General features: G+C 72.5%; 18 protein-coding genes. 5 read left to right on the forward strand and 13 right to left on the reverse strand.

The window, feature by feature from the left end; translation table 11 throughout:
• Window positions 1-315: 315 nt before the first annotated feature.
• From ACZ4WQ_RS11640 to ACZ4WQ_RS11650, 3 genes are all read left to right on the forward strand, one after another.
• Complete coding sequence (locus ACZ4WQ_RS11640) at window positions 316-675, forward strand: BlaI/MecI/CopY family transcriptional regulator (protein WP_311721528.1); 360 nt, start codon at window positions 316-318, stop codon at window positions 673-675.
• On the forward strand, window positions 672-1,352 hold the full coding sequence (locus ACZ4WQ_RS11645) for a M56 family metallopeptidase (RefSeq protein WP_398372634.1): 681 nt from the start codon (window positions 672-674) through the stop codon (window positions 1,350-1,352). Before ACZ4WQ_RS11640 ends, ACZ4WQ_RS11645 begins: the two co-directional genes overlap by 4 nt.
• Window positions 1,353-1,453: 101 nt before the next feature.
• Window positions 1,454-2,116: a class I SAM-dependent methyltransferase gene (locus ACZ4WQ_RS11650; protein WP_311721526.1), complete on the forward strand. Its 663-nt coding sequence runs from the start codon at window positions 1,454-1,456 to the stop codon at window positions 2,114-2,116.
• 24 nt (window positions 2,117-2,140) lie between these two features.
• On the opposite strand, the gene ACZ4WQ_RS11655 is transcribed toward ACZ4WQ_RS11650, so the two are convergent.
• The 8 genes from ACZ4WQ_RS11655 to ACZ4WQ_RS11690 form a co-directional block, all read right to left on the reverse strand.
• Window positions 2,141-3,562: an NADase-type glycan-binding domain-containing protein gene (locus ACZ4WQ_RS11655; RefSeq protein WP_398372632.1), complete on the reverse strand. Its 1,422-nt coding sequence runs from the start codon at window positions 3,560-3,562 to the stop codon at window positions 2,141-2,143.
• Window positions 3,559-4,131 (reverse strand): phage tail protein, encoded by a 573-nt coding sequence (locus tag ACZ4WQ_RS11660; protein WP_385342707.1) that lies wholly within the window; start codon window positions 4,129-4,131, stop codon window positions 3,559-3,561. Before ACZ4WQ_RS11660 ends, ACZ4WQ_RS11655 begins: the two co-directional genes overlap by 4 nt.
• Window positions 4,128-6,095 carry a putative baseplate assembly protein gene (locus ACZ4WQ_RS11665; protein ID WP_398372629.1) on the reverse strand — a complete coding sequence of 656 codons (1,968 nt, stop codon included), beginning with the start codon at window positions 6,093-6,095 and terminating at the stop codon, window positions 4,128-4,130. Before ACZ4WQ_RS11665 ends, ACZ4WQ_RS11660 begins: the two co-directional genes overlap by 4 nt.
• Window positions 6,095-6,574 (reverse strand): GPW/gp25 family protein, encoded by a 480-nt coding sequence (locus ACZ4WQ_RS11670; protein ID WP_358843471.1) that lies wholly within the window; start codon window positions 6,572-6,574, stop codon window positions 6,095-6,097. Before ACZ4WQ_RS11670 ends, ACZ4WQ_RS11665 begins: the two co-directional genes overlap by 1 nt.
• Window positions 6,574-8,472: a VgrG-related protein gene (locus ACZ4WQ_RS11675; RefSeq protein WP_385342713.1), complete on the reverse strand. Its 1,899-nt coding sequence runs from the start codon at window positions 8,470-8,472 to the stop codon at window positions 6,574-6,576. Before ACZ4WQ_RS11675 ends, ACZ4WQ_RS11670 begins: the two co-directional genes overlap by 1 nt.
• Window positions 8,472-9,236, reverse strand: coding sequence for a CIS tube protein (locus ACZ4WQ_RS11680; protein WP_358843473.1), 765 nt, complete (start codon window positions 9,234-9,236; stop codon window positions 8,472-8,474). The genes ACZ4WQ_RS11675 and ACZ4WQ_RS11680 overlap by 1 nt, the downstream gene beginning before the upstream one ends.
• Window positions 9,237-9,674, reverse strand: a complete 438-nt coding sequence (locus ACZ4WQ_RS11685) for a phage tail protein (protein WP_352130082.1) — start codon at window positions 9,672-9,674, stop codon at window positions 9,237-9,239.
• Between the two features lie 73 nt (window positions 9,675-9,747).
• Window positions 9,748-10,389: an extensin gene (locus tag ACZ4WQ_RS11690; RefSeq protein WP_398372626.1), complete on the reverse strand. Its 642-nt coding sequence runs from the start codon at window positions 10,387-10,389 to the stop codon at window positions 9,748-9,750.
• Window positions 10,390-12,838: 2,449 nt separating this feature from the next.
• Here ACZ4WQ_RS11690 and ACZ4WQ_RS11695 point away from each other — a divergent pair.
• Complete coding sequence (locus ACZ4WQ_RS11695) at window positions 12,839-13,159, forward strand: hypothetical protein (protein WP_398372624.1); 321 nt, start codon at window positions 12,839-12,841, stop codon at window positions 13,157-13,159.
• On the opposite strand, the gene ACZ4WQ_RS11700 is transcribed toward ACZ4WQ_RS11695, so the two are convergent.
• From ACZ4WQ_RS11700 to ACZ4WQ_RS11720, 5 genes are all read right to left on the reverse strand, one after another.
• Window positions 13,111-13,266, reverse strand: a complete 156-nt coding sequence (locus ACZ4WQ_RS11700; protein WP_352130080.1) for a DUF6760 family protein — start codon at window positions 13,264-13,266, stop codon at window positions 13,111-13,113. The genes ACZ4WQ_RS11695 and ACZ4WQ_RS11700 overlap by 49 nt on opposite strands.
• Window positions 13,263-13,739, reverse strand: a complete 477-nt coding sequence (locus ACZ4WQ_RS11705) for a hypothetical protein (RefSeq protein ID WP_398372621.1) — start codon at window positions 13,737-13,739, stop codon at window positions 13,263-13,265. Before ACZ4WQ_RS11705 ends, ACZ4WQ_RS11700 begins: the two co-directional genes overlap by 4 nt.
• Window positions 13,739-14,182, reverse strand: coding sequence for a phage tail protein (locus ACZ4WQ_RS11710; RefSeq protein WP_358843477.1), 444 nt, complete (start codon window positions 14,180-14,182; stop codon window positions 13,739-13,741). Before ACZ4WQ_RS11710 ends, ACZ4WQ_RS11705 begins: the two co-directional genes overlap by 1 nt.
• 57 nt (window positions 14,183-14,239) lie before the next feature.
• Entirely contained in the window at window positions 14,240-15,829 is a 1,590-nt protein-coding gene (locus tag ACZ4WQ_RS11715) for a phage tail sheath subtilisin-like domain-containing protein (protein ID WP_398372619.1), read from the reverse strand.
• 148 nt (window positions 15,830-15,977) lie between these two features.
• Complete coding sequence (locus ACZ4WQ_RS11720) at window positions 15,978-17,435, reverse strand: DUF4157 domain-containing protein (protein ID WP_398372616.1); 1,458 nt, start codon at window positions 17,433-17,435, stop codon at window positions 15,978-15,980.
• A 219-nt stretch (window positions 17,436-17,654) separates the two neighbouring features.
• On the opposite strand from ACZ4WQ_RS11720, the gene ACZ4WQ_RS11725 reads away from it, so the two are divergent.
• Window positions 17,655-19,088: an RICIN domain-containing protein gene (locus ACZ4WQ_RS11725; RefSeq protein ID WP_398372614.1), complete on the forward strand. Its 1,434-nt coding sequence runs from the start codon at window positions 17,655-17,657 to the stop codon at window positions 19,086-19,088.
• The last annotated feature ends 1 nt before the right edge of the window (window position 19,089 follow it).

Genomic DNA, 19,089 nt, shown 5'->3' on the forward strand with positions numbered 1-19,089 from the left:
AGAGCGGTGGCGCGGTACGGCAAGGCGGCGAGAGCTCCCCGTATGGAGAGGACGAACCCACACGGGATGCCATGTTCGACTTTTTGCATTGTTTCCATCGGAATATTGCAGAACCATGTGCGTGCGTCTACGGTCACGACGGCATACTTTTCACCGCATACACCGAGGCCTCGGCCTGCCCTCGACAGCGCAAGCGCACGCAAGTAACGCAAATTCTTGCGTAGGCCAGTCAAGCGCGCATCCCATCGTCTTTCTCGGCGAACCCTCACGACCCCGCACGTCCTACGCTTGCGTAGTAGACAACGTTTCGAAGGGATGGTCGCAGTGGCCCTAGGAGCATTGGAGGGCGCGGTCATGCGGGTGTGCTGGGAGGTCCAAGCGCCTGTAACCGTCCGCGCCGTACTCGGCAGGCTCAATGAGGGCCGGGACCAGCCGCTGGCCTACACCACGGTGATGACGGTGATGAGCCGCCTCACCGAGAAGGGCCTGCTCGACCGGGCCCCGCAGGGTCGCGGCTACGTGTACACGGCGGCCGTCGCCGACGAGGCCGCGATCGCCGTACGGGAGGTCCTGCGGGCGCACGGGGATGCCGCGGTCACGCATTTCGCCGCCGAGGCGTCACTGGACCCGCAGCTGCGGGACCGTCTGCGGCGGCTGCTGGAGCAGTCGCCGTGACCGGCCACCGGGCGTTCTGGACGCTGGTCGCCATATCCGCGACCATCCGAGCGGCGGTGGCCTGTCTCGGCTGCTGCCTGGCGATGGCGCCGGCCTGGCGGATCACCCATCACGGGGTCGGTCCCGGCTTGCTGTCGAGCGCCGTATGGGCCGGTGCGGCGTTCGCCTACGGCTTGCTGCGTCCCCGGGTGGCGGTCAGCAGCGGACTGGTGGAGTCGGCAACCTCCGAGGAACTGCGCGCGGTTCTGGTCCATGAGGCCGAGCATGTCCGTGGCCGCGACCCGCTCAGAGCCCTGGTTGCCAGTTTTCTGACAGCACAGCACTTCGCGCTCCCATTGCTGGGCCACCTGCGGGCGGCGGTCGTTGCCGATCGCGAACTGGCCGCGGACCGCTGCGCGATGGCGCGCTGCGGCGCGGGCGCCGTGGCAGGGGCGCTGCTGAAGGTCGGCGACGCGCCGCGGTGGGCGCACGCCGCGCCCGCCGCGGCGATGGGGGGTCGTGCCCTGCTCGCCGCGAGGATCACCCAGCTGGAGGGCGATCCGCCACCACCCCCGCGCCCGGACCGTCGACAGGTGGCGGTCACCGCGGCCGGGGCCGCGCTCTACGCATGGGCGATCGCCGGCTCTGCCTGGCTGATTGCGGCGACTCCCCTGATCTGCCTGGGACGGGGGCACTGAGCGTCGAGTGCACGACGAGCCCTCTTCTACTACGAGCAGGTAGTAATTACTACGCGAGCGTAGTAGGTTATGGATGTTGCGCCCCGAGAGGAGTCATTGCCATGGCCGCCGCCCGGAACAAGCAGATTCGCCACCCGCTGTTCGCTCGCGTCTATCCGAGGATCAACGCCTTCGCCGAAGCTCACGGCGCGCTGGAACACAGGCGGGAACTGCTCGCCGGCGCCACCGGCCGAATCGTGGAGATCGGCGCCGGGTCCGGTGCCAACTTCCGGCACTACCCGCCGGAGGTCGAGCAGGTCATTGCCATCGAGCCCGAGCCCCGGCTGCGTGCACTCGCCGAACGCGCGGCGGCCGATTGTCCGGTGCCCGTGGAAATCCGGGCGGGCCGGGCCGAGGCGCTGCCCGTGCCCGACGCCTCCGTCGACGGCGTGGTGGCCTCACTTGTCCTGTGCTCGATCGCCGACGTCCCCGCCACACTCGCCGAAGCGGCCCGCGTCCTGCGGCCGGGCGGATATCTGTACTTCTACGAGCACATCAGGTCGACGCGGCCCGCCTTGGCCAGGCGACAGCGGATCGTCAACGTGGTGTGGCCGCTGCTGGGGGGAGGCTGCAACCTGACCCGGAATCCCGAACCAGCCATCACTGCCGCCGGATTCACGATCGAACGCGCAAGGCACTTCGATTTCCTCATCAACAGCCGCACCACACCCAGCTCTCCGTGTGTCATCGGCGTGGCCCGTAAAGCCTCGAGCCCAGCTGAGTAAGGGGCGTCCCTCGACGCATCGAGCTCAGCGAGTGGCATTGGAGGGGCCGAAGAACTCGATCTCGGCGATGGCCACCTGCTTCTTGGCGTCGGCTCCGTAGGCCGAACGGATCGTGAAGCGGACCACGGTGACGTTCTCGGCGCGGAAGGGGCGGTGCTGGAAGCCGACGCCCTGGTCGAGGTTGAGTTCCCTGGTGATGGTTTTGCCGTCGTCCGTGGTGATGCGGACCTCGACGCGGTGCGGGAGGGCGGACTTGGTGAGGGTGTCACCGCGGGCCGACTGGCCGGGGGTGATGCCGATGTCGAGCAGGCGTACCGGGTCCCGGAAGCGGGCCTCCAGCCATTCGCCCTCGGCGGACTGGGGGACCCCCGGACCCCACCAGGAGTTGCTGACCGCGTCGAATGCCTTGTCGGGGCCGTGCTCGGGGTAGGAGCGGGAGGCCTTGACGGAGTCCGGGACGAGCGGGGCGCGCTTGGCGAAGTGGTCGCGTACGGCAGTGACGGCCCGCGGGGTCTGGAAAAGGGCCCAGGCCACCAGCCCCAGCACCGCCGCGAGGGCCACCCAGCGCAAAATGCGGCCGATCTGGTGGCGCAGGCGGGGGCGGTCGCCCGCCCAGGGCACCTCCCTGTTGCGGTGGTCGAGCAACCGCCGCCACCAGGGGCGGCGGGCCGGGTTCTCCGGGCCCTCGGCCATCGGCATGGCACACCGGGCGCAGAAGTGGCGGTCGGGGCGGTTGGCGGTGCGGCACCAGGGGCACGCGACGCCGCCGTGGCTCTCCGGTTCTCCCGGGGTGCGGACCTCCGGGCGGGCTGGGGCGGGGCGGCCGGGGAGGACCGGGGCCACCGATGGGGGGCGTTCCGGTTCGCCCTGAGGGTCGGCCACGGGCACCAGGAGGTCTCTGGCCCGGTCCCGTTCCTGAGCCCGTTCCTGGTCCCGTTCCTGGTCCCGGGCGGCGGTGCCGTTTCCGGTGGTGGCCCACGCCCGGGGCGCGGGTCGGGTGGGGTGGTCGTCCGCGCCGGGATCGCCGGTGCCCGGCCGGTCCTCGGCGTCGGCCGAACCAGGCCGGCCCCGCGCGAGGTCAGGCCAGTCGGATCCGGGCGGGGCGGGGTGATCTGCCGTCATCGGGCCCGGCGAGCCGGGGACACCGGCCGCCGAGCGGCGTAACGCCGACGCGTCACCGGCCGGCCCGCTGCCCTCCGGCTCACCACCCACCGTTGCCCGCCCCGGCCACGGCTCGTGGGCGGCGCCGGACACGGGCTCGCCCTCGGAGCGGGACGCCGTCTCGCGGTCGGGGTGCGGGGCCGGGGGCCGGGCGGGGGGCCAGGGCAGCACCGCGCCGCAGCCGTCGCAGAAGGACTGCTCCGGCTCATATCGCGTACCGCACTCCGCGCAGGCCAGGGTCGGCTCCCTGGTGTCGCGGCCACCGGATGCCTGACTGGCGGTCATGTCTGAGGGGTCCTTTCCGCAGCGGTCACCTGGACCGTGTAGGGGACGTGGGCGGGGCGCGCGGCTGCCACGATCTCGTTCAGGCGGTGCTCGTCGGCCGGGGTCGGCGACGGGAGGCGCAGGGTGACGTGGAGCCCGGGGCGGGGTTCGCCGGGGAAGGCACCGCGGGGGCGGGCGCTCCAGGTGGCGCCGCCGCTTTCGGTGATCTCCGCATCGACGCCGAAGGCGAGCCGTATGGTCTCGGCCAGGCCGCCGCGGGTGCCGCGAACGCGGTGCAGATACGCCGCGGCGGCGACCGCGTCGCGCAGCCGGGCCACGCCCTCCGGGTTGTCGTCCTCGATGCCGTCGGTCTCGGCGCCGATCCAGATGCCGAGCCAGCGGGTGAAGTCGGTGGGGGCGAGGGCGGGGGTGAAGTAGCTGTCCTGGCAGTCCAGGACGTTGTGGAGGGGGGCCAGGACCTCGTCGAGCCCGGCGATGAAGCGCTGCATCAGGTCGTCGTCGGCGAAGACGGCGGGCAGCATCAGGGCGAGCGGGGTGGAGGAGGCAAGGCCGTCGATGGAGCCCCTCATGAGGCGTCTCCGATCACCCGGACACGGTGGTCGTAGGAGAAGACGAGGGACGGCGGGTCGAGGTCGATCCGGTCGGTCGGGTTGCCGCGTTTGCCGGTCAGCGGGTCGGCGGCGTGCAGCCGTACCTCGTCCACCAGTTCCACCCCGGGGACGCGCTGGAGTACGGCGAAGATCTCGCCCGCTTGGACGGGGCGGCCGAAGGGCCAGCCGGTGCCGTCGGCGCCGCCGGTGAGCGGGTCGATGTGGCGGTGGAGGGCGTCGTGGGCGTCGCGCCGGACCCGGTCGGCGTCGACGCCGCGGAAGGCGTGGACGGTGGCGACGACGGTGACGCCCTGGTAGTACGGCGGGCCGACCGCGAGCCGGGTGCCGATCAGCCGCCGGTCGTCGAGGTAGCGGGTGATGCGCTGGAGCAGCGCGTCGGCGGGGACGAGTTGTTCGAAGCGGAGCCGTCCGCCGGGGTCGGGGACGGCGCGGGGGACGACGAGGACGCGTACGGCGTAGGCGCCGTGGCTCTCGGGTTCGCCTTCCAGGCAGGTGATGCGGGCGGTCTCGGGCGCGGCGCGGCGGGCGAGTTCCTCGTAGTCGCGCAGGGTGACGGCGCGGTCCTGGGCGCGCAGCGTGATGGGGGCGCGGGCCTTGGCCTCCTCGACGGTCTCGCCGTCCACTCCGCCGTGGGCGGCCTCGCGGTTGACCACCTCGGCGACGTACGGGACGGAGTCGCGCAGGATACGGATGACGCCGCGGGCGACGTTGCCGGTGCGCCCGCCCCCGGTGCGGTAGCGGCGGGCACGGATCACGGCGCCCTTGGGCGGTACGGCCCCGTACTGGCGCAGGGTGCCGTCGGGTTCGCGGACGGCGGGGCCGAAGGCGATCTCGCCGGTCGCGGCGTCGAGGGTCAGGTGGCGGTCGTGCGGTCGGGAGGCGGCGAAGTGCGGGACGACCTCCCAGTCGATCCAGCCGTCCTCCCCGGCGTGGCCGGCCACCTGGAGGTGGAGCGGGGGTACGTCGCCGACGACCGGGGCGTGGGCGAGCCGCAGCCGCTGGCCGGGCAGCCCGGTGGACTCGCCCAGGGCCTCGTCGTCCACCGTCTCGGCGTGGACGGCGGGGACGGTGCCGCCCATGGTGAACGACTCGGCCGACCGCACCGTGGGCGAGGTGGCGTAGAAGGGCTGGCCGGGCTCGGGCTCGGTGACCCGGCAGCGCAGCCAGCCCGCTTCCTTCCGCCCGGTGCGGGAGAGAACGTGCCCGCCGGGGACGTGCAGGACGACGTCGCCAGGGCGGTTGAGGCCGCCGGTGGTGTCCTGGTCGACCTCGCAGACCACCCAGCCGTCGGCGGTCCACGCCTCCCAGACCAGCGGCGGCTGCCGGGGGTCCACGCCGACGCCGTCGACCTGGCTGTCGAGCCGCAGCGCGACCGCGCAGTGCGGGACGGCGGCGCTGAGCCCGAGCAGCATGCAGTCCCCGGGCGCCGGGGACTCGGCGAAGCACAGCACGTCGGTCCCCTCGACGAGGTCCGTGGTGCGGTCGGTGACCTGCTGCCCGCGGTGCTGCACGGCGAGATGGCGCAGTTCGCTGGGGACAACGGTCAGTTCGCGCTCGGTGGCGAAGACGACCGCTTCCTCGCTGTCGCCGCGCCGGGTGGCGGTCTCGGTGCCGAGCGGGACGCGGACCGGGTCCGCCTGCGGGGCGGACAGCCAGAAGGTGACGTCGGTGCGCGCGGCGGACGGCGGGAAGAGGGTGATGCCGACCAGGTCGAGGAAGGCCAGGTGGTTCTTCTCGGGGATCCGGTTGAGCCGGTAGACGATCTGGTCGGCCATGTGGGCGACCGTTTCCACGAGGGTGACACCGGGGTCGGACACGTTGTGGTCGGTCCACTCGGGGGCGCGCCGCTGGATGTAGCGCTTGGCGTCGTCGACGAACTGCTGGAAGCGCCGGTCGTCGAGTTTCGGGGAGGGCAGTGCCATCAGCGATCGCTTTCGGTGGCCGGTCCCGGTCCGCCGCCGGGGCCGTCGCCGTCGGGGCCGGCGGCGTCGGAGGACGGATCGGGTTCGTCGTGGGAGGGGATGACATAGAACGGGAAGACGAGGCTGCGCGGGTTGTTGGTGCCGCGGATGACGTACCGGACATCGATGAAGAGCACCCCCTGGTCGTCGCCCGCGGTCACCTCCACCTCACGCACCTCGATACGGGGCTCCCAGCGGTCGAGGGTTGTGTACACCTCGTGCTGGATCCGGCCCGCGGTGGCCTCGTTGACGGGCGCGAAGACCAGGTCGTGGATGGCGCAGCCGAACTCGGGGCGCATGCGCCGCTCGCCCGGGGCGGTCGCGAGCACCAGCCGGATGGCCTCCTCGATCTCCCGCTCCCCGCTGACCAGGGCGATGCCCCCGATCGGGCTGACGCGCAGGGGGAAGGACCAGCCGGAGCCGACGAACTGCCCGGCCATCAGAGGGGCACCGGCTTGGCGTTGACGGTGACCAGGCCGGTCAGCGCGACGGAGGTGCCCCCGATGGTGATGACGCCGGGCGTCATCATCTGGAGGGTCCCGGGGCGGACGTTCACGTTCCCGCCCGTCACGCTCAGGGTCCCGGCCTGGATGGATCCGGTGGCACCCTTGACGCTGAAGGCGCCGCCCGCGGTGGCGGACAGGGCCCCGCCCGCCGTGAAGGTCATCGCTCCCCCGGCCCGCAGGTTCATGGTGCCGTGCGACCTGAGGCTGAGGTCCGTGCCGGCCTCGACCGACACCGACCGGGTTCCCTTGATGACGACGGAGCCCTTGCTGTCCACGGTGATCTCGGTCTTGGTGCGGTCCAGGTTGATGGTGAGCCGGTCGTCGCCGGTCCTCAGCCGCACGCCACGCCTGCCGAGCCGCTGGCTGAGCAGGTCCAGGCGGTTGTTCTCCCGGTCGGCGACGGTGTGCCGGGTCGCCTTGCCCTTGAGGGAGTCGTACAGCGGTACGTCGCCGGGCTCCGGCTTGTCCTTGCCGCTGTAGAGGCCGCCGATGACGTACGGATGGTCCAGTGCGCCGCGGTCGAACGCCACCAGCACCTCGTCTTTGACGTCCAGCGGGAGGATGCTGCCGCCGTCCACCCCGCCGAACTGCACGGTGCGGGTCCAGTCGCTCTCGTAGGTGGCGTCCAGCCAGGGGAACTCCAGCTTCACCCGGCCCTGTTCCAGCGGGTCCTTCACGTTGGTGACGATCGCGTTGGCCACGGACGGCATCCGGGGCGCGGCCGCCGTTCCGCCGGAGGCGAGGCCGTACAGCGACCGCCACTGGCGGCCGCTGACGGTCACCCAGGTCTGGTAGTGGTTGCCCGGCTCGAAGACGTGGCGGACACCGGTCATCGTGTACTTGCCCTCGAAGGGTTTGCCGACGTCCTTGAGCGTCACCGGGATGTCGGGGCGCAGCTTGGGGTTGCCGCGGACGGTGACCTCCAGTTCGGCGAAGGCCGATGTCACGTCGTCGGCCAGCGACTCCGCCGCCCGCTCGACCTGTCCGTCCTGGTCGTACGGGATGGCCGTCTCGACCAGGTTGACCGGTTTGAACTTCGTCTTGCCGGAGCCGGGTCCGGTGCCGATGGCGAGCGCGGGGTTGCTCTTGGTCGACGCCTGGGCGGTGAGGGGCGCCTTGTCCTGCACGTTCCATCCGCGCGCCTGCGCCCGGGGAACCTGGTCGGCGGAGGTGACGGAGGTCCGGCAGCGCAGGATGTCCCGGCCGCCCTGGAGCACGAACGGGCTCCTGTCACCGTCCATGCTCAGCGGAGGCGCCCCGGCGGCGCTCTCACGGCTGACGAACTGGAACTTCCCCCGGGAGTCCAGGTACATCACCTTCTTGTTCTCGTCCGCCAGGCGGGCCAGGAAGTCCCAGTCACTGACGTTGTCCTGGGTGACGTGGTCGTACGCGGACCCGGTGGATTCGATCCGTCCCGCCCGGATCCCGCTCTTCTTAATCAGCTTCCTGACGATGTCGCCGGCGGACAGGCCCAGGTATCCGGCCACACGGCGCTGGCGCACCATGCGGTGGCCGAGGTCGTAGCCCCGTACGACGGTGAACGTGCCGGTGCCGTCGTAATCCGTCTCCAGCCCGGTGACCTCGCCGGTGAACAGCGGATCCTGCGCCCCCTGGCCGTCCGCCACGGGCGCCAGCACGACCTCGCTGCCGATGGTGACGCGCGCCTGCTGCAACACCTTCCGCCGCTGATCGCGGAAGGTGAGCTGGAAGGCACCGGGCACCCCCGCCCCGAAGTCCACCCATGCCTCGGTCAGTCGGCTCGCGACTTTCGGGGTCAGGACGGTGTCGTTCAGTTTCACGTGGATGACGCTCGAGTACGCGATCTTCGTCATCAGGCGGTCACCTCCTCGACCGCGGGCAGGATGAGTTCCGTGCCGGGCTCGAGCCGCGACGGGTCGTCGATGCCGTTGGTCTCGGCGATCACCCGCCAGACGGTGGCGTCCCCGTACTCCCGCCAGGCCAGCGACTGAAGCGAGTCGCCCGCCACCAGCCGGTGGACGCGGCGCGCGGTGAGCGCACCCGACGTGGGGTTCTGTCTCTCGGTCGTGCTCGGTATCTCATGCAACCGGACCTGGCAGGTGGCCCGGATCGGCACCCCGGTGGTGGAGAAGAGGGTGTACGTCGCGTCCACGGACTCGACGTAGGCCGTGAAGCGTGCGGTGGAGAACGAACCCCACTGGAACACCACCCACGGCGTCGACGGCTGCTTGGCGGCGAGGCTCGCCGCGGTCACCTCGCAACAGGAGAAAAGCGCCTCGACCTTCTTCAGCACGCTGTTGCCGTCCGGCTCGTCGGAGGAGTCCAGGAACACGTCAATGCCGAGCCGTCGGGGCTCGGGGCCCATGAACTCCGGCTCCGAGCCGTCACGGACGGCCGCGCTCGGGGTGGCCTTCCAGGTCGTGCGACGGCTCATGGTGAGCTGGGACGGGTTGAAGTCGAAGGTGAAGTTCTTGATCAGCGCGCCGGGGGTGGTGCTCTCCCCGACGGGGGGCTGGTGGATCGCCAGCGAGGCGCGCACCAGGCTTTTGCCGGCGCCGCCCTTGGATCCCCCTTTCGCGCCGCCCCTTCCGCCACCCCTGCCTCCGTGCCCGGCCATCTACGCCGCCCCCGCATCCGTGAAGCCGTGGTGGGTGATCTCCAGCACCTCGGTGGCCACCGCCGGGCTCTCCGGGTTGAGTGAGGGCCCCTGCCAGCTCACCGGCAGCACGTCTATCAGCCCCCACTGGGCGACCAGCGAACCGTCCGCGCGCAGCGCGGCGATCTGGCCGGTGGGGCGGGTGACGCCCGTGGTGACGGACGAGATCCAGGCCGCGACCTTCGCCGTGTCCGGGGTGAGGGGCCGGGCCAGCCGGATGCTGGAGAACGTCACGCGGGACGGCAGTTGCCAGACGAAGCCGTTGTTGCCGCCTTCTTGGTGCTGCTCGATCTCCACCGCGGACGACAGGCCCTCGCAGCTGTTGAAGTACCCCAGGCTCTCGCCGTCGATGGTGAGGGTGAAGAAGATCGTGGATCCCGGGTCGAGATCACTGGGCATCGGGGTCGGCCTTCTTTCTTGCTACGGGTGGTGCGGTCTGGGTGCGCTGCGGCCTTGAGCGTCGGTCCGGTGGTCAGCGGCGTGGGTCACGGAGCCTGCCGACACGCTCGCGGTCGAGGCGGAACTCGGTCCTCAGCAGCCGGGTCAGCGGGCCGATCAGCCGGTGGACCAGCTCGTCGAGCTGGCCGTCCGTCAGCGCCCGGGGGTCGAAGCCGGCGGTGGGCGTGCGCTCGGAGGCGGCGGACTTGCGGGTGTCGGTGCGTTCGCCTGCCTCTGTTTTGGTGGTGTGCGTGCTGGTCCTCGTGCTCGTCGTCCGTGGGTTCTGGGACGCGGTGGGGGTGCGCTGGACGGTCCGGGCCGGCGGGGGCTGGGCTGCCGGGGTTGGCAGCGTTGTGCTCGGGAAGGGCAGCGGGGGGCGCGGTGAGGCGGTCGTACGGGCCGGTGTGGCGCCGCTCCGCTGCACGGGCAGCGGTACGGGCGGTGCGGGTTCCGCCCGCCGCGGCCGTACGGGTGCGGCGGGCGAAGCGTGCCGGGGCGCGGGCGGCTGGGGCCGCGGGCGGGACGGGGCCGGGCTGCGGGGAGGGGCCGCCACGCGCTGCACCGGCAGAGCGGCACGTGAACCACCGCCCGAGGCCCGCCGCGCGAGCGCGTGGCCGGGCTGCGCGAGCGACTGTGCCACGCCGGGCGTACGGGCCGCGGCCGTCCGCTGCGTCACGGACCCTACGAGCGGCGCGGCGGACGACGGCGCCCGGGGCGGCGCGGCCACCGGCATCGTCACCCCGCCAAACGCCGCACCCTCAACACCCGCCGCCGAGCGCGCCTCCGGCTGCCCCTGGGGTGCTGCGGGCGTGGATGAACCTCCTCCCCCGTCGGCGGGACCGTTGCGGGGTGTGGCCACTCTGCGCTGCACGGGAACGGCATCGGCCGCGGAGGGCCTGGGGGGTGGCGCCGCCGCGGGCCCGCTGTCCGTATCCGTCCGGCCAGGCGCGGGCTGCGAGGGGGACGGCACCGTGACGGCCTCGCGTTGCACGGGCGTACGGGACCCGACCGGCCCGGCCGCAGCACGCGGCCCCGGCGGAACCGCGCTCGCGCCGCCCTCCCTGTCTTCCCGCCGCACGGGCGGAGGGGTTTGCGGCGAGCGCATCGGCGCGCCGGCGCGCGGTCGGGGCTGTGGGGGCTGTGGGGCCGGTTCGGCCTCGGCGGACCGCACCGCTCCTGACGTGGCCGCCTTGCGCTGCACAGGAACGGCATCGGCGGCGGGGGGCCTGGGGGGTGGCGTCGCCGCGGGCCCGACCTCCGCAGGTGCCGGTGCGGCTGTGGGCTGACCCGGTGGGCCGTCCGTACCCTCCCGACCCGACGTGGGCGGCGAGGGTGACGGCGCCGAGACGGCCTTGCGTTGCATGGGCGTACGGAACTCGGCCGGTCCGGCCGCGCGGCGCACCGACGAGGCCACGCTCGCATTGCCGTCCGCGCCTGACGGCGCGACGGCTCGGGGGGCGGAAAGGGGCTGACCAGGTGTCCGTGACGGTGCCGCCTGGGGGATACGGGTGCCGGTCGCCGCGGTGCCCGGCGGCGTCGCCGACACGGACGGCGCGGGCATGGCCTGCACCGGAGAGACCGCCCGGGGACCGCGACCGGTGGTCGCGGCGCTGGGGACGGGGGCTGCCGCCGAGCGCCGGGTCACCGGCCCGGCCGGTGAACCCCCCGGCTGTGGTGCGGTCCTCCGGCCGACGCGGCGCAGCGGCACCGCCGTTGGCGCACTGGCGCGCTGTACGGGGGTGGCCCCGGCCGGGGCCGCCGTCGCCAGCGCGGAGGTAAGGGCCCGCGCCGACGCCAGGGGAAGCGAGGCGGGGAGCCTGGGACGGCTGGTCTCCCGCCGGGGCCCGGCCGATGCGGAACCGGCGTCCGCAGCGGGGGCGGGGGAAGGGGCCGCCAGTACCGGAACCCTCGCCTCGGGCCGTACGACCGGCGCGGCAGTCGCGGTCGGCGTGGCCCCCTCGGCGGGGGTGGGTGGTGTGAACGCCTGCGGGGACGGGTCGTGCCGTCCTGGCTCCGGCGACGGTGTCCGCGCCTGCGGACCTGCCGAGGGTGCCGGTGTCGCGGGAGCCGGTGTCGCGGCGCCCGGTGTCGCGGGGACCGGACTCGACGGCAGGGGTGCGCCCAGGCCCGTGCGGAGGCCGGGCCCGGAGGGGGTGGCGGACGGCGTACCCGGCGCGGACGAGACGCGCCGATCAATGGGTGCCGGGGGCTTCCCGGTCATGGGCGTGCCCAGGCCCGTACGCCGCCGACCCGGGGCCGACCCGGCGGACGGACCGGCGGACGGACCGGTTCCGCCATGCCCCGCCGAGGGGCGCCGGTGCATGGGCTGTGACGGAGGGGCAGGTGACGGGACGACAGATGAAGGGGAGGCGGAGAACGGGGGCGTTCGGGTCGTCGGCGCGCCCGGGCCGCCCGGCTGCCGCTCGGCCGAGCCGACACCGGGCTCCGGTGTCGGCGACGGAGCAGGGACGGCCGGAGCGGGAGCGGCCAGAGCAGAGACGGCCGGAGCGGCGGCGGCCGGAGCGGAAGCAGGCAGAGCAGCGACGACCGGAGCGGCGGCGGCCGGAGCAGGGACGGCCGGGGCGGGAGCGGCCGGAACAGGGACAGCCGGAGCAGGGACAGCCGGAGCAGGGACAGCCGGAGCAGGGACGGCCGGAGCGGGAGCGGCCGGAACAGGGACAGCCGGAGCAGGGACGGCCGGAGCGGGAGCAGGCGGAGCAGAGACGGCCGGAGCGGCGGCGGCCGGAGCAGGAGCCGGCGGAGCAGGGACAGCCGGAGCGGGGGCGGGCGGCCGGAGCTCCGATGGGGCCGTCGGCAGGGAGCGGCGCTCTACGGCGCGGGCCGCCGGGGCCGTGGTCAGAGTGTTCGGGCGGGCGGTACGTACGGCGCTCCGTTGCACCGGCCGCACCCGGGGCCCCAGCGCCCTGGCGGACGTCGGCGCCGCGGGCGCCGCACCGGCGGGCCCCGCGGGTTCCTCCCGCCGGGCCACCGGCAGGGTCAGCGCGGGCGCGCCGAGGGCCGGGGACGGGTTGCCCGACGTGACGAGGGCGCCGCGGACCAGGCCGCCCGGTGCGCCGTCGAGCACAGCGTGCGACAGCGTCCCGGCGAAGGAGGGGTTCTGCCAGGTGGTGAGCGCGCCGCCGAAGCCGGGGTCGGCGACACCGCGCGGTGGCCGGGCGGCGGCGATCGGCCGGATCGGGGGCAGGCCGGCCCAGCCGGCCGCCCCGCGCTCCACCACCGCCTGGGCCGCGCCGTCCGCCGTCGCGGCCGTCCCGGTCGTCGCGGCCGTCCCGGTCGTCGCGGGCGTCGCGGGCGTCCCGGTCGTCGCGGCCGTCGCGGGCGTTTCGGCGCGGGCCGCGCGGGCGCGGCGGCCGCGCAGCCTGTCGAGCAGTCCCATCTACCCCTCCGTGGCGCGGGTGACGAGGGCGGCGATCTCCTGGGCGTAGCGCCGCCGGTCGCGGTGTTCGAGGTCCAGGAGGTCCTCCAGACTCCAGTGGAAGTGGTAGGCGATGTACGCGATCTCCTCGTGGATACGGTCGGCCGCGTACGTCACGATTCCCCCAGGCGGCTCCCGCCGAGCTCCACCTCGAAGGCGTGCTCGCAGTGCGGGCAGGTCACCCCGGCCCTGGTGTGGCCCTCGGCGTTGACCTGGCGGTAGAAGTCCTGGAGGAAGGCGAGGTCGGAGGCGAACATGTTCTCCACCACCCCGTCGTGCACCATCGGCAGCGTGCCGAGGCGGGTGATGACCCGGCCGAGCAGCACCACCGACAGGTAGGCCTGGTTCTCCTGGACCCGGACGTCCCGCAGGGGCACCAGTTCGTCCCGGGCGGTGGCCAGCCGCATGGCCCCGGTGCGGTGCACGGTGCCGGACTCGTCGACGTATCCGCGCGGCAGCTCGAACTCGAACTCGGTGCGCAGCCGCTGCGGTTCGGCGACGTGCTCCGCTGCCGCGGGCTGCTGGGCCGGGGGTGCGGCCGGGTCGGTACCGGTGGCCACGGTCGCGGGCCGGAGGGCGGTGCGGCGCATTATTCGATGACCAGCTCTTCGTAGGTGATGGTCACGGTCTCCGTGAGCGCCGTGGCCGCGCCGGCCTCGACCGAGCTGGCGTCGATCTTGCAGCACCAGGCGTTGCGCAGGTTGTACCGCTTGACCGGGTTGCTCTCGGGGTCCATCACGAGAATCGTGGCGTTCTTACGGGCCGTCGACATGCGGCCTTCGATGGACTCCTTGATCCATTCGGTGAACGCCGAGGAGTGCGTCATGCCGCGCACGACGGTGCACTCGCCCGCCTTCTGCACGCCCGGCATCTTGCTGACCTTGGGCTGGCCGGTGGCCGAGACCTGCTGGTATTCGATGACGTCCTGCTGGTAGCTCAGGACTTCGACCTTCTGTAGGTATTCGACCATGACGCCGTCGATCTGCAGGCCGAAATTGTGTGAGGTGAGGGTATCGCCGGGTGCCATGGTCATGAGCCGCTGTCTGTCCTTCTACTTGTTTGCTGATCGGAGGTCGGGCTACGTACGGCTCTACTCCTCCAGTTCGCCGCTTCCGCCGGAGAACTGGGCCAGCCGGAAGATCACGAACTCGGCGGGCTTGACGGGCGCGATGCCGATCTCGCAGACGACCCGGCCCAGGTCCACCGACTCCGGCGGGTTGGTCTCCTCGTCGCACTTGACGTAGAAGGCCTGCTCCGGAGAGGAGCCGAAGAGGGCGCCGCCGCGCCACTCGTTGACCAGGAAGGCGGAGACGTTGCGCCGGATACGGGCCCACAGGTGGTGGTCGTTGGGCTCGAAGACCACCCACTGGGTTCCGATCAGGATCGACTCCTCCAGGTAGTTGAAGTACCGGCGGATGTTGATGTAGCGCCAGGCCGGGTCCGAGGAGACGGTGCGCGCGCCCCAGACGCGGATGCCGCGGCCGGGGAAGGCGCGGATGCAGTTGACGCCGATCGGGTTGAGCAGGTCCTGCTCCCCGCGGGTGACCTGGGTCTCCAGGTCGATGGCGCCGCGCACGACCTCGTTGGCCGGGGCCTTGTGCACGCCGCGCTCGAAGTCGTTGCGCGCCCAGATGCCCGCGATGTGACCGCTCGGGGGGACCAGGCCCGACTGGCCGGTGGCCGGGTCGAAGACCTTGATCCAGGGGTAGTAGAGGGCCGCGTACTTGGAGTCGTAGCCCGCGGTCTCCTGCCGCCAGACCCGGATGTCACGGGCGTTGAGGCCGGGCGGCGGGTCGATGACGGCAACGCGGTCGCCCATCAGCTCGCAGTGCGCGATCAGTCCGAGCTGCACCGCCTTGACCGACTCCAGGTCGATCGCGCCGCGCTGGTAGGCCGCCATCAGGTCGGGGACGGCCACCATGGAGATCTCGTCCACCGCCTCCAGGCCGCCGAAGCCCGTGCGGTCGGCGGAGTCGCCGAGGTACTGGGCGGGGCCGGGGTGACCCTCACCCGCCTCGGCCGGAGCGCCGGCCGGGGCGGGGGCGGCGGGACGGGCCAGGGCCACCGTCTGGTTCTCCGGCCGCGCGAGTTGCGCGGCGGGGGCCGCCTCCTGGACCGTGATGAGCCTGGAGCGCTCCTTGACCTGCGTGACGACGTAGGAGCGGTTGCCCTTCTTGGCCGTCACGTCGAAGGACTCGGCGACCTTGCCCTCGTCCTTGACGATCAGCTTGAACCGCTCGGCCGGGCCCTCCCCCTCCGCGTCCGCCACCTCGACGCTGAGCGCGCCGCCGGGTGTGAGGGCCCGGACGGTGAACGTGCCCAGCTCGGCGGGGGCGCCCGGGGGCAGCTCGGCCGGTCCACCGGCACCCCCCACCACCGCGGCCGGTCCACCGGCGGCCCCGGCCTCCCCTTCGGCTGTGCCACCGACCCGCACGACGTAGGCGGCGGAGCCGCCGTTGTTGAAGAAGCCGTAGACGGCGTGTGCGAGGTAGAGCCCGTCGCTGAACTCGCCGAAGGACGCGACGTACTCGGACCAGTTGGTCACCGGCGTCGGGGTGTTCAGCGGTCCGCGGGGGGCGAGCCCGACGAAGGCGGCCACCGAGGTGCCCACCCCCTCGATCGGTCGGGAGCCGCTGGCGACCTCCTCGACGTAGACGCCGGGCGACAGATACGACGGCATGCGCTGTGCTCCTCGGAGGGTGGGGAAACCGTGCCACCCTCACTCTTGACGGGACGCCGCACCCCCGCCCAGGTCCCTGGGTACCTGGCCCGGTGCAGAGCCGGTGCACGAAGGTATAGCGGCGGCCAGGCTCCGGGCCTCGCTCTGCCTAGAAGTTCGGCTCTCTGGTGACCGTGTAGATGTCCGCGCCCACGTAACCGGCACCGCCACCGCCGTAACCGCTACTTCCCCCGCCGTCGCCGTAATCGCCACCGCCGTACGAGCTGGTGCCGCCCGGAGCGGCCGTCTGCTCGTTGGCCTGCGCGTAGTAGGGCTCGCCCCACTCCTGCATGCTCCTGTCCATGTCGCGGGACTCGCTGTCCTGCCCGTCTCTCCGGTTGCAGCGTGCGCACTTCGCCCTGAGGTTCGTCGCTTGGCTCGCCGCCGCTATGGCGTCGTCTTGGGTAATCGCCCATAGGTCGCGGTAGATCCCCGCGAAACTCTCCTGGTACAGCCCCAGGTCCACCTGGAAGTACGTGAAGTTCGCCGCCCGGACGATGTAGGCGATGATCCCCTCGACGTGATCGATGTCCATTTTGTCGGCGGTCTTGTACTCCTTGCATCGCCCCCGGCAGCGGTAGGTCAACTCACCCCTGCTGTTCAGCCTCTTCTTTGTTTCATCGCTGGCGAGAATCTGCTCCCTGACGCCCGGGGCAAAAGGCACCCGGTCTCCATCCCACAACCGCGTGCCGTTGATCCTTCTCCTGCTGGGTATGAAGTTCTCGGCCGCGGTGAGCAGGTCTTCCGTGCCATCGTGATTGCGCTGGCGCTCCGCCTCCCGGGTACGACCGCGCCTGTCCACCGGACGCCGCCGCGCGTCGCGGGTGGACTGCCTGGCCCCGGGCCATCGCTGGACAGCGACGTCTCCGGTCGGCGTCGCCGTTCCCGCGTGGGCCGCCGTCCCCGTCCCCGTCCACGTGGGCGTGAAAGCCGCTGCGGCACCGGCCGGGACCGGCCTGCTCATGACCTCGTCCGCCTTGGCGTCGGCGGCCTTCTCGCCGGCGTCGCCCGGGCTCGACATCCGTGTCCCGTCGCCCTGGTCCGTGCCGGGGACCTCCCCCTCCTCCTGGTCGAAGGTGTGCGCGATCTCGTGGGCGACGACACGCTTGTTCCGCAGGCTCTGCGGCTTGAAGACCATGTGGTGACCGGAGGTGTACGCCTCGGCGTTGATCTCCTCCGCCGAGCGCTGCGCAACGACGTCGGTGTGCACCCGCAGATGGGACAGGGGCCGGTCGAAGCGGGCCTCCATCTCCGTGCGCAGCGGGCCGTCGAAGGGCTGCCCCGGCATGGCCAGCACGTCGAGCACGGTCGAGCGCTGCACAGAGGGCGTGTGTCCGCAGGCCCCGTCGTGCTCGTGCCGGTCCTGCTCCTGGTCCTGTGCCAGTCTCTGGACGACGGCGGCGTTGCCCGCCAGGCTCTGGAGGGTGCCCATCTGCCCCGGGGTCACCGGATCGCGGAACGCAAGGTGTGCCGTTGGCCCTGTGGTGGTGTGGGCCGCCGCGGGGCGGATCCAGGGCCTGGAACGGCCTGGGGACCGCTCGTTCTCCGGCGTCTGTCGCTCGTGCATCGCCTCGCCTCTCCTTGCTCCGATACGTCCTCTCTCGATACGCCACGCGTCCGCGTGTTCAGTAGATGCCCCGGGGCAGCCCTCCCCGTTCTCGGGGGCAACCACCCGGCCCCGAGGGCCACCGGCCGCCCGTCGGGGCACGGCGCCACACCTTCCAGGCAACGGACCCTGCCCCCAGGCCTGGGACGGCGGGCGGCCGCCCGCCATAGCGTCCGTACGGTGAGCCTTTGGACCTCCCTCGAACCTGCCTCGACCACCGTGAACCCCGGTGGCTCGGCCACCGTGCGGCTGCGGTTGCGCAACACCGGCGACGTCGTCGACGAGTACCGCTTCGTACCGGTCGGCGCCCTGTCCCCCTGGACGACCGTGGAGCCGCAGACGCTCCGGCTCTACCCGGGCACGACCGGGACGGTGGAGCTGACCTTCGCCCCGCCCCGGACCCCGGAGGCGACGGCCGGGCCGAATCCGTACGGGGTGCAGATCCTCCCGGCCGAGCACCCCGAGGCCACCACCGTCCCCGAGGGGAACGTCACCGTCACTCCGTTCAGCGAGGTGCGCGCCGAGCTCGTGCCGCAGACGGTGAAGGGCAGGTTCCGGGGGCGGCCGAAGCTCGCGGTCGACAATCTCGGCAACGTCAAGCTCACCGCCTCCGTCAGCGGCAGCGACAACGGCGACCAGATCGCGTACGACATCCACCCGGCCAACGTCCAGATCGAGCCCGGCCGGGCCGCCTTCATCAAGACCACCCTCAAACCGCGCGGGATCATCTGGGCGGGCCCCAAAGAGGCCCGGCCTTTCACGCTCTCCGTACAGCGATCCGGCGCCGAACCGCTGCCGGTGCGGGGCACCTACGAGCAGCCGGGGCTGATGCCGCGGTGGCTGGGGATGTTCCTGAGCGTTCTGATCGCGCTGACCATCGCGTTCGTCAGCATCTGGTTCGCGAAGAAGCCGCAGGTGAACACCCGGGCCCAGCCCCGGACCGAGCAGGTCAACTCCTCCGCGCTGCCGACCCCGGGGCCATCGGCCTCCAGTCCTTCGCTGCCCACGCCGAGCCCGGAGCCCGAGCCGAGTCAGCCAGCAGGCGGCGACGGGAACGGCGCCGGTGGCGGCGGCGAGCCCAAACCGGAGAAGGAGCAGGAGCGGGAGCCGGACGACACGTTCACCCGCGTCCTGCTCCGGAACGGGACGACGCAGAAGTGCGCCGCCCCGGTCGAGCCGAGGGGCGAGCTGGGCGGGAAGACCGCCCAGTTCCCCTGCGACGAGGCCAAGCCGCGGCAGCGGTGGAACCTCGAAACGGTGTTCAAGGGGAAGGGGCCTGGCAACGCCGACCTCCTCCAGATCCGCAACACCATGGACGGCTACTGCATGGACCTGCCGGGACCGGACCCGGCACCCGCCACAACGGTCGTGCAGGAGGCGCCCTGCAACCGCAAGATCGACGACAACCAGCTCTGGTGGGTGGAGGAGCGGCCGAACACAGGCGGCCTCTACTGGATCCACAACTACGCCAGCAACCAGCTCTGCCTGGACGTCTCCGGCTACGCCTCCCGGGGAACGGACCGGGCGGACGGAGCCAAGCTCACCCTCTTCGACTGCTCTGATGACGACGATCAGAGGTGGTTCATCGTCAAGCCCGAGAACGAGGGGAACTGAG

This window comes from Streptomyces sp. NPDC028305 (assembly GCF_055569495.1).

Coding starts and splice junctions, on each gene's coding strand:
- ACZ4WQ_RS11640 (WP_311721528.1), top strand. CDS start 316: ATGGTCGCAGTGGCCCTAGGAGCATTGGAGGGCGCGGTCATGCGGGTG.
- ACZ4WQ_RS11650 (WP_311721526.1), top strand. CDS start 1,454: ATGGCCGCCGCCCGGAACAAGCAGATTCGCCACCCGCTGTTCGCTCGC.
- ACZ4WQ_RS11655 (WP_398372632.1), bottom strand. CDS start 3,562: ATGACCGCCAGTCAGGCATCCGGTGGCCGCGACACCAGGGAGCCGACC.
- ACZ4WQ_RS11660 (WP_385342707.1), bottom strand. CDS start 4,131: ATGAGGGGCTCCATCGACGGCCTTGCCTCCTCCACCCCGCTCGCCCTG.
- ACZ4WQ_RS11665 (WP_398372629.1), bottom strand. CDS start 6,095: ATGGCACTGCCCTCCCCGAAACTCGACGACCGGCGCTTCCAGCAGTTC.
- ACZ4WQ_RS11670 (WP_358843471.1), bottom strand. CDS start 6,574: ATGGCCGGGCAGTTCGTCGGCTCCGGCTGGTCCTTCCCCCTGCGCGTC.
- ACZ4WQ_RS11675 (WP_385342713.1), bottom strand. CDS start 8,472: ATGACGAAGATCGCGTACTCGAGCGTCATCCACGTGAAACTGAACGAC.
- ACZ4WQ_RS11680 (WP_358843473.1), bottom strand. CDS start 9,236: ATGGCCGGGCACGGAGGCAGGGGTGGCGGAAGGGGCGGCGCGAAAGGG.
- ACZ4WQ_RS11685 (WP_352130082.1), bottom strand. CDS start 9,674: ATGCCCAGTGATCTCGACCCGGGATCCACGATCTTCTTCACCCTCACC.
- ACZ4WQ_RS11705 (WP_398372621.1), bottom strand. CDS start 13,739: ATGCGCCGCACCGCCCTCCGGCCCGCGACCGTGGCCACCGGTACCGAC.
- ACZ4WQ_RS11710 (WP_358843477.1), bottom strand. CDS start 14,182: ATGACCATGGCACCCGGCGATACCCTCACCTCACACAATTTCGGCCTG.
- ACZ4WQ_RS11715 (WP_398372619.1), bottom strand. CDS start 15,829: ATGCCGTCGTATCTGTCGCCCGGCGTCTACGTCGAGGAGGTCGCCAGC.
- ACZ4WQ_RS11720 (WP_398372616.1), bottom strand. CDS start 17,435: ATGCACGAGCGACAGACGCCGGAGAACGAGCGGTCCCCAGGCCGTTCC.